We start from the raw sequence: 13,181 nt of genomic DNA, 5'->3' as shown, positions 1-13,181 counted from the left end.
GCTGGATCAGTCCTGGACGTCGGGCGGCGGTGCGCTGGGCGGTTTGGCGGTCAGCGAAGTGATCTTGATCAACAGGGCGAGGTGGCCGCCGTCCAGGTAGTTGAGCTGGTTGTTCTTGGTGCGCACGTCTTGCTGGCTGAGGTGCTCACTGGCAATCACGCTGCCGTTGGCGTCGAACTGGTTGACCCAGAAGTCTGCGTCAATATCGGTAAAACGCCCAAGTTGCAGGCTCAGGGTGCCTTCAATCGGGAACTGGCCGAACTGTTCCGTGCCGTCACTGATCGCCAGCTTGACCGGCTGCTCACCGAGGTTTTGTTCCCACGTGCGGTGCAGCAACACCGTGTAGCTATTGTCGGCATTGAGTTTTTCGACGATGTTGCCCAGCCGCGGCGGGCTCATTTTGTCGGCCGGCAGGCGTGGCGCGCCGGCGTCCCAGTTTTCTGGCGCTGCACGGCTGTTGATCACCGGCTCGGCGTTCTGGCGCACCAGGATCATCTCCACCAGGTACGGGCTGTCGGCGAACGCCGAAGGGGCAACGACCACCAACAACAAGCTCAAAATGCGGAACAGGCGCATTGGGGCGTCCTTCAAGCAGATTTCGGGATGAGGCGCTCAAACAGCGCCTCCAGTGTATTAAAGCGTTCTTCGGCGCGTTCCATCGGCACCATGAATTTGAACAGCGTAGCCCCTTCGAACTTGTAGCGATTGGGTTGGCCCTGAATCAGCTTGATCAGCACCAATGGGTCCACCGGCGTCTGTGCTTCGAACTCGATACGCCCGCCTTGCGGCCCGGCATCGACTTTCTTTATACCAAGCTGTTCGGCCTGCAATTTCAGCAGGGTCAGGCGCACCAGGTTCTTGGTCGGTTCCGGCAGCAGGCCGAAGCGGTCGATCATCTCCACCTGCAGGTCCTTGAGGCCTTCTTCGTCGGAGGCCGAGGCGATGCGTTTGTACAGAATCAGCCGCGCGTGCACATCGGGCAGGTAGTCTTCGGGAATCAACGCCGGCAAGCGCAGGTTGATTTCCGGGCCGCCACCCAGTGGTTGGTCGAGGTTTGGTTGCTCGCCCTTGCGGATGGCTTTGACCGCCCGTTCGAGCATCTCCATATAAAGAGTGAAACCCACCGCCTGGATCTGCCCGCTCTGGCCGTCGCCCAGCAATTCGCCGGCGCCGCGGATTTCCAGGTCGTTGGTGGCCAGCACAAAGCCGGCGCCGAGGTCCTGGGTGTTGGCGATCGCTTCCAGGCGCTTCTCGGCGTCGGAGGTGATCTGCTGGCGCGGTGGCGTCAGCAAATAGGCATACGCCTGGTGGTGGCTGCGCCCGACTCGGCCGCGCAACTGGTGCAACTGCGCCAGGCCGAACTTGTCGGCGCGCTCGATGATGATGGTGTTGGCGCTGGGCACGTCGATGCCGGTCTCGATGATGGTCGAGGCGATCAGCACGTTGAAGCGCTTGTGGTAGAAGTCGCTCATAACCTGTTCGAGTTCGCGTTCGCGCATCTGCCCGTGGCCGATGGCGATCCGGGCTTCCGGCACCAGTTCGGCGAGGTCGGCGGCGCATTTCTCGATGGTTTTTACATCGTTGTGCAGGTAGTACACCTGGCCGCCACGCAGCAACTCCCGCAGCAGGGCTTCCTTGACCGTGCTTTTGTTCTGCTCCATGACGAAGGTACGCACCGACAAGCGGCGCGCCGGTGGCGTGGCGATGATCGACAGGTCGCGCATGCCCGACACCGCCATGTTCAGCGTGCGCGGAATCGGCGTGGCGGTGAGGGTCAGGATGTCGACTTCGCTGCGTAGGTTTTTCAGCTGTTCTTTTTGACGCACACCGAAGCGGTGCTCTTCGTCGATGATCACCAGCCCCAGGTTTTTGATCTTCACATCGTCCGACAGCAACTTGTGCGTGCCGATGACGATGTCGATCTTGCCTTGCGCCAGGTCGGCGATGGCCGCGTTCACTTCCTTGGCCGACTTGAAGCGGCTCATCACTTCTACGGTCACCGGCCAGTCGGCAAAGCGGTCGCGGAAGCTGTTGTAGTGCTGTTGGGCGAGCAGGGTGGTCGGCACCAGGATCGCCACCTGCCGGCCGCCATGCACCGCAATAAAGGCGGCGCGCATCGCCACTTCGGTCTTGCCGAAGCCCACGTCGCCGCACACCAGGCGGTCCATCGGCTTGGGCGCCAGCATGTCGGCCCGCACCGCGTCGATAGTGGTTTGCTGGTCCGGGGTTTCTTCGAAGGCGAAGCCGGCGCTGAAGGTCGCGTAGTCGGCTTTTGGGTCGGCAAACGCATAACCTTCGCGCGCGGCACGGCGGGCATAAATGTCGAGCAGCTCGGCGGCCACATCGCGTACCTGTTCGGCGGCCTTGCGCTTGGCTTTCTGCCAGGTCTCGGAGCCCAGGCGGTGCAATGGCGCGAGTGCGTCGTCGCTGCCGGTGTAGCGGGCGATCAGGTGCAGGTTGGCCACGGGCACGTAGAGCTTGGCGCCCTCGGCGTATTCCATGGTGAGGAATTCAGCCACCTGGTTGTCGATCTCCAGGGTCTGCAGGCCCAGGTAGCGACCCACACCGTGGTCGATATGCACCACCGGCGCGCCTTCGCGCAGTTCGGTGAGGTTCTTGATCACCGCATCGTTGTTGGCGTCGGCGCGTTTTTCGCGACGACGACGCTGCATCACGCGTTGGCCGAACAGCGGGCTCTCGGCAATCAAGGCCAGGGCCGGATCATCCAGCAGCAGACCTTCGTTCAGCGGCGCGATGGTGATCGCCAGGCGGTGCTTGCTTGCGACAAAGTCCGGCCAACTGTCGACGGTTTTCGGGCGCAACTTGAGACGTTCCAGCAGTTCCAGCAGCACCTCGCGGCGCCCGGCGGACTCGGCGGTAAACAACACGCGGCCGGGGAAGTCACCGAGGAAATTCGACAGCGCTTCCAGCGGCTGACTGGCCTTGGCTTCAATCGCCAGGTTCGGCAGCGCTTGCGCCGGGAAGCGCTCGCGGCCGGCACCTGTATCCACGTCCTGCTGGCTGGCGACTACGCGAGGCCAGTGCTTCAGGCGGGCGAAGCAGTCTTCCACCGGCAGGAACAATTCGGCCGGTGGCAATAAAGGGCGCGACGGGTCGACGCGGCGTTCTTCATAACGGTTGCGCACGTCATTCCAGAAGTTCTCCGCCGCCTGTTCGATGCCTGGCAGCGAGAACACTTGGGTGTCCTGGGGCAGGTAATCAAAGAGGGTCGAGGTTTCATCGAAGAACAGTGGCAGGTAGTACTCGATACCGGCGGGGGTAATCCCGCTGCTTAAATCCTGAAAGATCGGGCAACGACGGAAGTCCACATCAAAACGTTCGCGGAAACGCGCCTTGAAGCGTGTGACCGCGTCTTTTTGCAACGGGAATTCCCGGGCCGGCAGCAGCTTGATCGACTGCACCTTGTCGATGGAGCGCTGGTTTTCCGGATCGAAGGTGCGCAGGGTTTCAATTTCGTCGTCGAACAGGTCGATCCGGTACGGCAGTTTGCTGCCCATCGGGAACAGGTCGATCAACGCACCCCGCACCGCGAACTCACCATGCTCGTACACCGTGTCGACGCAGCGATAACCACTGGCTTCAAGCCGGGTGCGCATCTGTTCCACGTCGAGCTTCTGGCCAATGTCCAGCACCAGGCTGCTGCCCAGCAGGAACTTGGTCGGCGCCAGGCGGTGCAAGGCCGTGGTGATCGGCACCACCAGCACGCCGTGGGCCAGTTCCGGCAAGCGGTACAGGCTGGCGATGCGCTGGGAAATGATGTCCTGGTGCGGCGAGAACAGATCGTAGGGCAGGGTTTCCCAGTCCGGGAAATGCAGTACCGGCAAATCGGGGGCGAAGAAACTCAGCTCCTGTTCCAACCGCTCGGCACTTTGGCTGTCGGCGGTGAGCAGCAGGGTAAAGCGCTTGGCAGCGCTGGCAGCCTCGGCGATAGCCAGGCTGAGGGCGGCACCGGGCAGGTTGCCCCAGTGCTGTTTACCTGCCGCAGCAGGGAGAATCGGTAGACGCAGAACGGGCACGGAAGGTTGAGCTCCAAGCGTTGCGACAAAGTCGGTAATTGTAACGGCCCCGGGTGCCGCCTGTCAGTTGCTGACTGAGCCTATTACGGTTTGTAGGAAATGTAGTGGCTAAGACAAACAAAGGCGCCTTTTGACTCATTATGTAGTGCCGAAATCGGCGTATGTTTCGGAGGGTTACGGACACTTTGTCACATTGGTCCAACAGGGGGTGCCCTGAAAGCCACGTATTTACTGGGCTCCAGCGCGGCGATATTTTTTTGCAAGGGGTTTTGTTGCTGGGTGCGCATTGCTCCGGGGGCGGTCGGGCGGCATAATGTAGCCCCTTTTTTCTGCCCCTACATGTGGAAGGTTCCCGTGACTCAGAAGCCCGACCAGTGTCTTGGTGAATGGATCGACCGTGAAGCACTCGCTGAAGCGATGATTCCGCTTATCGGTCAGCTATACCGCAATAACAATGTGGTGAGCTCGATCTATGGCCGCAGCCTGATCAACCAATCAGTCATCGCGATTCTCAAGGCTCATCGCTTTGCTCGCCATCGTTCCGCCGACGACAGCGAACTCTCCGTCCACGAAACATTCCCCCTGCTTAAAGCCATGAGCGAGCTCAAGCTCGGCGCGGCTTCGGTAGACCTGGGCAAGCTGGCTTACAAATTCCGCAAGGAAGGCGCTGGCCGCACCGCCGAGCAGTTCGTCCGTGAAGAAATGGCCGATGTGGTTGGCCAGCAAAACGCTGCTGCCCGCAAAGGCACCGACGTGGTGCTGTACGGCTTCGGTCGTATCGGCCGTCTGCTGGCACGCATCCTGATCGAAAAAACCGGTGGCGGCGACGGCCTGCGCCTGCGTGCCATCGTGGTTCGCAAAGGTGCAGAAAACGACCTGACCAAACGCGCAAGCCTCTTGCGTCGTGACTCGGTACACGGTCCGTTCAACGGCACCATCGTCATCGACGAAGAAAACAACACCATCACCGCCAACGGTAACCTGATCCAGGTGATCTACGCGAAGAACCCGGCCGAGGTGGATTACACCCAGTACGGCATCAAGGACGCCCTGCTGGTGGACAACACCGGTGTATGGCGCGACGCCGAAGGCCTGGGCCAGCATCTGGCTTGCCCGGGTATCGACCGCGTTGTTTTGACGGCGCCTGGCAAGGGCAAGCTGAAGAACATCGTGCACGGCATCAACCACGGCGAAATCACCGCTGACGACAAGATCGTGTCTGCTGCTTCCTGCACCACCAACGCCATCGTGCCGGTGCTGAAAGCGGTGAACGACAAGTTCGGCATCGTTAACGGTCACGTTGAAACGGTTCACTCGTACACCAACGACCAGAACCTGATCGACAACTTCCATAAGGGCGATCGCCGTGGCCGTAGCGCCGCGCTGAACATGGTGATCACCGAGACCGGTGCTGCCACCGCTGCTGCCAAGGCTCTGCCCGAGCTGGCCGGCAAGCTGACTGGCAACGCGATTCGTGTTCCGACGCCGAACGTGTCGATGGCCATTCTCAACCTGAACCTTGAGAAAGCCGCCACCCGTGAAGAGATGAACGAGTACCTGCGCTACATGGCGCTGCACTCCGATCTGCATAAGCAAATCGACTTCGTCAATTCCCAGGAAGTGGTTTCCACCGACTTCGTGGGTTCGCGCCACGCCGGTGTGGTGGATGCCGAGGCAACCATCACCCAGGATAACCGCGTTGTTCTGTACGTTTGGTACGACAACGAATTCGGTTACAGCTGCCAGGTGGTTCGTGTGATGGAAGATATGGCCGGGGTTAACCCGCCAGCATTCCCGCGTTAAGCATCAGCAGTAAATGAAAAAGCCCCGACTGGTTCGGGGCTTTTTTGTGTCTTTGGGTTTTGTGTTGCTTGTACCGGCCTCATCGCAGGCAAGCCAGCTCCCACATGTTGATGTGTGAATACATTCAACTGTGGGAGCTGGCTTGCCTGCGATAGCGATCGATCAAGCGCCGCCGACTATCGAAGCCTGCGCGGTACGCAGCTCATGACGGTTGCCCTTGAACAGGATCAGTGTGGCCACCAAGCCCAGTACTGCCGCGCCGCTGAGCCAGATGCCCGGCGCTGCCTTGTTGTCCAGCACGTGGATCAGGTAGGTACAGGCCGCTGGAGTAAAGCCACCGAAGGTTGCTGTCGCCAGGCTGTAGGCCAGGGAGAAACCCGTGGTGCGTACTTCTACCGGCATGATTTCGGTCAGCGCTACAACCATTGCGCCGTTGTACGAGCCATACAAGAACGACAGCCAGAGCAACACGATCAGCAGATGGCTGAAACTCGGGTTGGCCACCAGCCACGACAGCGCCGGATAGGCGGTGAGGATTGCCAGGATAGTCGCCCCCAGCAGCAGGGGCTTACGCCCGATCTTGTCGGACACCGCGCCCATCACCGGCAGCCAGATGAAGTTCGAGATGCCCACGCACACGGTCACCAGCAGCGCATCGAAATCCGACAAGTGCAATTCGGCCTTGCCGAAGGTCGGGGTATAGGCGGTGATCAGGTAAAACGACACGGTGGTCATCACCACCAATGCCATGCCCGCGATAACGATGCCGAAGTTCTGACCGATCGAACGGATGATTTCCTGCAGGGTAGGGCGGTGTTTACGCGCCTGGAATTCCGGGGTTTCTTCCAGGGAGCGACGAATCACGAAGATCACCGGCACGATCAGGCAACCAATCAGGAACGGCACGCGCCAGCCCCAGTCACCCATTTCTTCCGGACTGAGCCAGTGGTTCAGGCCCACGCCCAGCAGGCCGGCGAACACCACAGCCGCTTGCTGGCTGGCGGACTGCCAACTGACAAAGAAACCTTTGCGGCCCGGTGTGGCGATTTCCGCCAGGTACACCGACACGCCGCCCAGCTCGACACCGGCGGAGAAGCCTTGCAGCAGGCGACCGAACAGCACGATCAACGGCGCCGCAACGCCCAGGGTGGCATACCCGGGCACACAGGCGATCAACACGGTACCAGCAGCCATCATCGCCAGGGTGATCACCAAGCCCTTTTTACGGCCGTGACGGTCGATGTAGGCACCGAGGAAAATCGCGCCCAGCGGACGCATCAGGAACCCGGCACCGAAGGTCGCCAGGGACAGCATCAGGGATGCGAAAGCGCTGTCGGTGGGGAAAAATGTCTTGGCAATGGCCGTGGCGTAAAAGCCATAGACCATGAAGTCGAACATCTCGAGGAAGTTACCGCTGACAACGCGAAAGATCGCCTTGCCCTTGCCCGTTGTGGTGGACATGTCATGCACTCATTTTGGCTATCTTATTAGTAATCCCTGGTCGCAACCGTCCTTGCTGTTAAAAGCCCTGGCACGAAGCTGGCGCTGAACAGTTTTGTAACGATATGTGTATAAGCCACCACAGGCAACAAAAAACCGATAGCAAGCTGGCAAATTGCCGCAGGGCTGCGGGTGATGAAAGTCCAATGCGGGAGCGATCAATTGAGGAGGGTATTTCGCAGGCTGTCGGACAGGCCTTTCGGTGCCAGCCAGATGCCGAGATAAGCCTTTGCCAGCGCGTCATCGCGGCTGCTGAAAACCACCGTGCCGTTGATTTCCAGGCTCAACCCGCGCTGTGGCCGAAAATCCAGGGCATAACGGTCACCGCTGCGGATATCGCGAAAGCTTTTGTGCAATTGATCCAGTTCGGGCTTCAGGCGGGCGAGGGCGGTGGCTTTCTGCTGGCGTTCAAGGGTGGCCGTCGCCGCCTTGATCACATCGTTGCGGTCGATATCGCGAAAGTAATACAGCTCCAGGCGCAGGTCTTTTTGCTGGTCCAGGGCCTGTTTGGCGCTCAGGTCAGGTTGGGCGAACAGCGCCGCCGCATACACATCTGCCCACAGGTAGGTCAGGACGGCCTGGTTTTTCAGAACCAGTTGATGAGATTGCGCCGCAAAATCGGCTTGTTTGAGGCGATCAGCCTCATTCGCCAACACCGGGACCGAAAACATCAGTAATAAACAAATAACCACATGTCGCATAATGGCCCGCTCTGGAAGGTGCTTACCTACAGGTTAATTCAATAACGAGCGCCGTGTAGTAAAGGCAAAACTGGCCTACGACGCGACCAAGGGTTAATGTGCGCGACGTTGAGCCTTCTATAGACTGTGCCCCGGCTCACACACTTGAGCCACATTGATCCTTCATGACCGCTGGCCGCGGCATGATTTAGCCAGGCGTCCAACCGTGCGCCCTGGCCTGTTCTGAGGAGTACGCATGGCTGTCTACAACTACGACGTGGTGGTACTGGGTTCCGGCCCAGCTGGAGAAGGTGCGGCGATGAACGCCGCCAAAGCAGGGCGCAAGGTGGCGATGGTCGATAGCCGTCGCCAGGTCGGCGGTAACTGCACCCACCTGGGTACCATCCCGTCCAAGGCCTTGCGTCACTCGGTGCGCCAGATCATGCAGTTCAACACCAACCCGATGTTCCGGGCCATTGGTGAGCCGCGCTGGTTCTCGTTCCCGGACGTGCTCAAGAGCGCTGAAAAAGTCATTTCCAAACAGGTTGCCTCGCGTACCGGCTTCTATGCCCGTAACCGCGTCGACCTGTTCTTCGGCACCGGAAGCTTTGCCGATGAGCAAACCGTCGAAGTGGTCTGCGCCAACGGCGTGGTCGAGAAGCTGGTGGCCAAGCACATCATCATCGCCACCGGCTCGCGCCCGTATCGCCCGGCGGATATCGATTTTCACCACCCGCGTATCTACGATAGCGACACCATCCTCAGCCTGGGCCACACCCCACGCAAACTGATCATCTACGGCGCCGGCGTGATCGGCTGTGAATACGCCTCGATCTTCAGTGGCCTGGGTGTACTGGTCGAGCTGGTGGATAACCGCGACCAGTTGTTGAGCTTCCTCGACTCGGAAATTTCCCAGGCGTTGAGTTACCACTTCAGCAACAACAACATCACCGTGCGCCACAACGAAGAGTACGAACGGGTCGAAGGCCTGGACAACGGTGTGATCCTGCACCTCAAATCCGGCAAGAAGATCAAGGCCGACGCCTTGCTGTGGTGCAACGGCCGTACTGGCAACACCGACAAGCTGGGCATGGAAAATATCGGGGTCAAGGTCAACAGCCGGGGCCAGATCGAAGTGGACGAGAACTATCGCACCTGCGTACCGAACATCTACGGTGCCGGTGACGTGATCGGCTGGCCAAGCCTGGCCAGTGCCGCGCACGACCAGGGCCGTTCTGCGGCGGGCAGCATTGTCGACAACGGCAGCTGGCGCTACGTCAACGACGTGCCGACCGGGATCTACACCATTCCGGAGATCAGCTCGATCGGCAAGAACGAGCACGAACTGACCAAGGCCAAGGTGCCTTACGAAGTCGGCAAGGCGTTCTTCAAGAGCATGGCGCGTGCGCAGATCGCCGGTGAGCCGCAAGGCATGCTGAAGATCCTGTTCCACCGTGAAACGCTCGAAGTGCTCGGCGTGCATTGCTTCGGCTATCAGGCGTCGGAGATCGTGCACATCGGCCAGGCGATCATGAATCAGCCGGGTGAACAAAATACCCTGAAGTATTTCGTCAACACCACGTTCAACTACCCGACCATGGCTGAAGCCTATCGGGTAGCGGCCTACGACGGTCTCAACCGGCTTTTTTGAGCGGCTCCGGCCGGTGGCCTGAGCCGGCCGGGGAGACCGATTTCAGTAATTCCCGAGGGTGGCAGTGGCCAAACCGGGAAAGTCTGTAATCAGGCTATCTACGCCGAAGTCGGCGAGCCTGCGCATCAGCGCGGGTTCGTTGACGGTCCACACGGACACGTGCAAACCCTGGCGCTGGGCTTTTTCCAGACGCTCAGGGGTGCACAGCGTCCAGTTCAACGCCAGAATCTCACAGCCATAGTTGGCCGCGACCTTCAACGGGTCGAGCCAGGCGTATTCGGCTACCAGCCCACGGGACAGGTCCGGGGTGAGGTCCAGCGCCGCTTTCAACACCTCCCGCGAGCTTGAGGTGACGGTGACCTTGTCCATCAGCCCGAAACGCTGGGCCATTTCGCGGATCGCCAGCACGGTGGTTGCCGCACGGGTGCGCGATGCGCTTTTGACTTCCAGTTGCCAGTGATCGAAGTCGCACTGTTCAAACAGTTCTTCCAGGCGTGGGATCGGGCAGGGGTTGACCCAGCCCGGGCCGCCTTTGCGCGCGTCCATCTTGACCAGGTCGGCGGCTGAATACTCGACGACCTTGCCGCGCCGGTCGGTGGTGCGCTTGAGGGTTGGGTCGTGAATGACCATCAGCTCGCCGTCCATGGACAGGTGCAAATCCAGTTCGCAACGGCGCACGCCGTGCTTGAGGCATTCCTGGAAGCTGGTCAGGGTGTTTTCCGGTGCTTCGCCTTTGGCACCGCGGTGGCCATAAATCAGGGTCACAGTTGCTCCTTTACGCCAGGGTTCCTGGCTGGATGGATGACGCGACGCGCCATTCAGTGTTCGTATTCAGGTGTCGGATTCGTCGCTTTTTTCCCGCGCCAGGCGCCGTTCCTGGGCCTGTTTCTGCAGGATATAGCGCGCCAGCAACTGGCGTTGGGCATCGGTCATGGCTTCGAATTCCGTGCCGATCTCAAAGCCGCCGGTCTTGGCATCGCAATGGGTGACTTTAGCTCGCAGCAACAGGCCCAGCGCCTGGGGCATCAGCACCAGCTTGACCGCCAGGTGGCTGTCGGGCTGGATCGCCGTGGGGTTCAGGAACTCGATGCCACCTTCAGAGATAACTACCGGCTGCGGCGTCCCGATCTCGCCGAGCAGGCTTTGCGCCATGATCTGACTGAGCAAATCCATGCGTTTGTTCTGCACTTTGAGGAAGGCGGCGAGGGTGCGGTCCCGCTCGCCGATCTGGCGCAGCAGGTGCTGGGATTCGAATTCACTCAGGTGTAACTCGCTGAGTAGATTGAACAGCGGGGAATCATCCAGCAATACTTCCTTGCTCAACGCTTCCGGGGCCGACAGCGGGGTAATTTCCAGTGCGATCATGTCCTCGATACGGTAGTATTCGCGGCGATCTTCTTCATCTAATGTCGACATGGCGAACCCAAGGCAGCGGTGATGGTCTGAGTGTAAAGCTGCTTACCTGACCCCGCCACAAGGACGTCTTCTTTTCCTCCGAACAAGCCCCGACATGTTCAGACCTCTCTTCGTATTTATTGGCACGCGTTATACCCGTGCAAAACGTCGCAATCATTTTGTGTCGTTCATTTCCTTGACCTCGATGATCGGGCTCGCCCTTGGCGTTGTCGTGATGATCGTGGTGTTGTCGGTGATGAACGGCTTCGATCATGAGATGCGCACGCGCGTGCTGGGCATGGTGCCCCACGCGACCATCGAGTCGGGTGAGCCCATCAGCGACTGGCAAAGCCTGGCCGCCAAGGTCAAGCAGAACCCCAAAGTGCTGGCGGTCGCGCCGTTCACCCAAATGCAGGGCCTGTTGACCAACGACGGCAAGGTGCAGAAAGTCCTGCTCAATGCCATCGACCCGGCGCAGGAACGCAACGTCTCGATCATCGATAACTTCATGCAGCAGGGCAAACTGGACGACTTGTCGCCCGGCAGCTTTGGCATCGCGATCGGCGACAAGGCCGCGGCCAAGCTCGGCGTGGGTATCGGCGACAAGCTGACCTTCGTCGCCCCGGAAGTCACCGTGACCCCTGCCGGCATGTTCCCGCGCATGAAGCGCTTTACCGTGGTCGGCATCTTCCACGTCGGCGCCGGTGAGATCGACGGCTACTTGGGCCTGACCAACCTGACTGACCTGGCCCGCCTGCATCGCTGGAAGCCGGACCAGGTCCAGGGCCTGCGCCTGAAGTTCAACGACCTGTTCGACGCGCCGCGTACCTCGTGGGAAATCGCCCAGCACCTGGGTGAAAACCAGTACTACGCCCGCGACTGGACCCGTACCCACGGCAACCTGTACCAGGCCATCCGCATGGAAAAAGCCATGATCGGCCTGCTGTTGCTGCTGATCGTCGCCGTGGCGGCCTTCAACATCATCTCCACGCTGGTGATGGTGGTGAACGACAAGAAGGGCGATATCGCGATCCTGCGCACCCTAGGCGCTACGCCGGGGCAGATCATGGCGATTTTCATGGTGCAGGGCACGGTGATTGGCGTGGTGGGTACCTTGATCGGCACTGCGGTGGGGATTCTCGCCGCGCTGAACGTCAGCGCTGCCATCGCCGGCCTTGAAGTGTTGATTGGCCACAAATTCTTGAATTCCGACGTCTATTTCATCGATTACCTACCGTCCCAGGTGCAGAGCCAGGACGTGTTGATGATCGGTGCTGCGGCGTTGGTCCTGAGCTTCCTTGCCACCCTGTATCCAGCCTGGCGCGCGGCACGTACCCAGCCAGCGCAGGCTTTACGTTATGAGTGAATCGGGCATGAGTGAAAAAGCAATCCTGAGCTGCCGCAACCTGGGCAAATCCTACGAGGAAGGCCCGGAGTCCGTGGTGGTGCTGTCCAACCTGCAGCTGGAACTGCACCCGGGCGAGCGCGTGGCGATCGTCGGCAGTTCCGGCTCCGGCAAAAGTACCTTGCTCAACCTGTTGGGCGGCCTTGATACGCCGTCCCAGGGCAGCGTGTGGCTGGCCGGCGAAGAACTGTCGGCCCTGGGCGAAAAGGCTCGTGGCCAGTTGCGCAATCGCTCGCTGGGCTTTGTTTACCAGTTCCACCACTTGCTGCCTGAGTTCACCGCCCTGGAAAACGTCTGCATGCCGCTGTTGATCGGCAAGACCGCCATTCCCGAGGCGCGCCAGCGTGCCAAGGCGTTGCTGGAGCGGGTTGGCCTGGGCCATCGCCTGGAGCACAAGCCGGCTGAATTGTCCGGCGGTGAGCGCCAGCGTGTGGCGATTGCCCGCGCCCTGGTCAACAACCCGGGCCTGGTGATGCTCGACGAGCCCACCGGCAACCTCGACTCCCACACCGCCCAGGGCATCAAGGACTTGATGCTCGAACTGAGCACCCAGATGCGCACCGCGTTCCTGGTGGTGACCCATGACATGAGCATGGCCCGCCAGATGGACCGTGTGTTGCACCTGCAGGAAGGTCATCTGGTCGCCATCTGACCTGTTTCAAGCCCGGCGCCCGGCGCCGGGTTTTCTATTTTTTCAACGGTGCCCGCGA

General features: G+C 60.3%; 10 protein-coding genes. 4 read left to right on the top strand and 6 right to left on the bottom strand.

Going from position 1 to position 13,181, the window contains the following annotated elements:
* Positions 1-6: 6 nt before the first annotated feature.
* Both ACZRN6_RS01240 and mfd read right to left on the bottom strand, forming a co-directional pair.
* On the bottom strand, positions 7-576 hold the full coding sequence (locus ACZRN6_RS01240; RefSeq protein WP_322143979.1) for a CsiV family protein: 570 nt from the start codon (positions 574-576) through the stop codon (positions 7-9).
* An 11-nt stretch (positions 577-587) separates the two neighbouring features.
* Positions 588-4,037 carry a transcription-repair coupling factor gene (gene mfd / locus ACZRN6_RS01235; protein ID WP_464007034.1) on the bottom strand — a complete coding sequence of 1,150 codons (3,450 nt, stop codon included), beginning with the start codon at positions 4,035-4,037 and terminating at the stop codon, positions 588-590.
* Positions 4,038-4,376: 339 nt separating this feature from the next.
* On the opposite strand from mfd, the gene ACZRN6_RS01230 reads away from it, so the two are divergent.
* A complete protein-coding gene (locus ACZRN6_RS01230) occupies positions 4,377-5,840 on the top strand; it encodes a glyceraldehyde-3-phosphate dehydrogenase (RefSeq protein WP_029616136.1) in 1,464 nt (487 codons plus the stop codon).
* 162 nt (positions 5,841-6,002) lie between these two features.
* Here ACZRN6_RS01230 and tcuC read toward each other — a convergent pair whose 3' ends face one another.
* Both tcuC and ACZRN6_RS01220 read right to left on the bottom strand, forming a co-directional pair.
* Positions 6,003-7,301 carry an MFS transporter gene (gene tcuC, locus ACZRN6_RS01225; protein ID WP_322143981.1) on the bottom strand — a complete coding sequence of 433 codons (1,299 nt, stop codon included), beginning with the start codon at positions 7,299-7,301 and terminating at the stop codon, positions 6,003-6,005.
* Between the two features lie 197 nt (positions 7,302-7,498).
* A complete protein-coding gene (locus ACZRN6_RS01220) occupies positions 7,499-8,041 on the bottom strand; it encodes a chalcone isomerase family protein (RefSeq protein WP_322143982.1) in 543 nt (180 codons plus the stop codon).
* 235 nt (positions 8,042-8,276) lie between these two features.
* On the opposite strand from ACZRN6_RS01220, the gene sthA reads away from it, so the two are divergent.
* Complete coding sequence (sthA, locus tag ACZRN6_RS01215; protein ID WP_063032248.1) at positions 8,277-9,671, top strand: Si-specific NAD(P)(+) transhydrogenase; 1,395 nt, start codon at positions 8,277-8,279, stop codon at positions 9,669-9,671.
* 42 nt (positions 9,672-9,713) lie between these two features.
* Here sthA and ACZRN6_RS01210 read toward each other — a convergent pair whose 3' ends face one another.
* The gene (locus tag ACZRN6_RS01210; RefSeq protein WP_003218946.1) at positions 9,714-10,436 is read right to left on the bottom strand and encodes a glycerophosphodiester phosphodiesterase; all 723 of its coding nucleotides are present in this window, start codon (positions 10,434-10,436) and stop codon (positions 9,714-9,716) included.
* Positions 10,437-10,502: 66 nt separating this feature from the next.
* On the bottom strand, positions 10,503-11,087 hold the full coding sequence (locus ACZRN6_RS01205; RefSeq protein ID WP_322143983.1) for a PilZ domain-containing protein: 585 nt from the start codon (positions 11,085-11,087) through the stop codon (positions 10,503-10,505).
* 94 nt (positions 11,088-11,181) lie between these two features.
* On the opposite strand from ACZRN6_RS01205, the gene ACZRN6_RS01200 reads away from it, so the two are divergent.
* Both ACZRN6_RS01200 and lolD read left to right on the top strand, forming a co-directional pair.
* Positions 11,182-12,432 (top strand): lipoprotein-releasing ABC transporter permease subunit, encoded by a 1,251-nt coding sequence (locus ACZRN6_RS01200; protein WP_322143984.1) that lies wholly within the window; start codon positions 11,182-11,184, stop codon positions 12,430-12,432.
* Positions 12,433-12,439: 7 nt separating this feature from the next.
* Positions 12,440-13,123, top strand: a complete 684-nt coding sequence (lolD, locus tag ACZRN6_RS01195; protein ID WP_017477213.1) for a lipoprotein-releasing ABC transporter ATP-binding protein LolD — start codon at positions 12,440-12,442, stop codon at positions 13,121-13,123.
* Positions 13,124-13,181: the final 58 nt, after the last annotated feature.

The sequence above is a fragment of the Pseudomonas sp. A125 genome, assembly GCF_055409485.1.
This window is presented reverse-complemented; position numbering and strand designations above follow the sequence as displayed.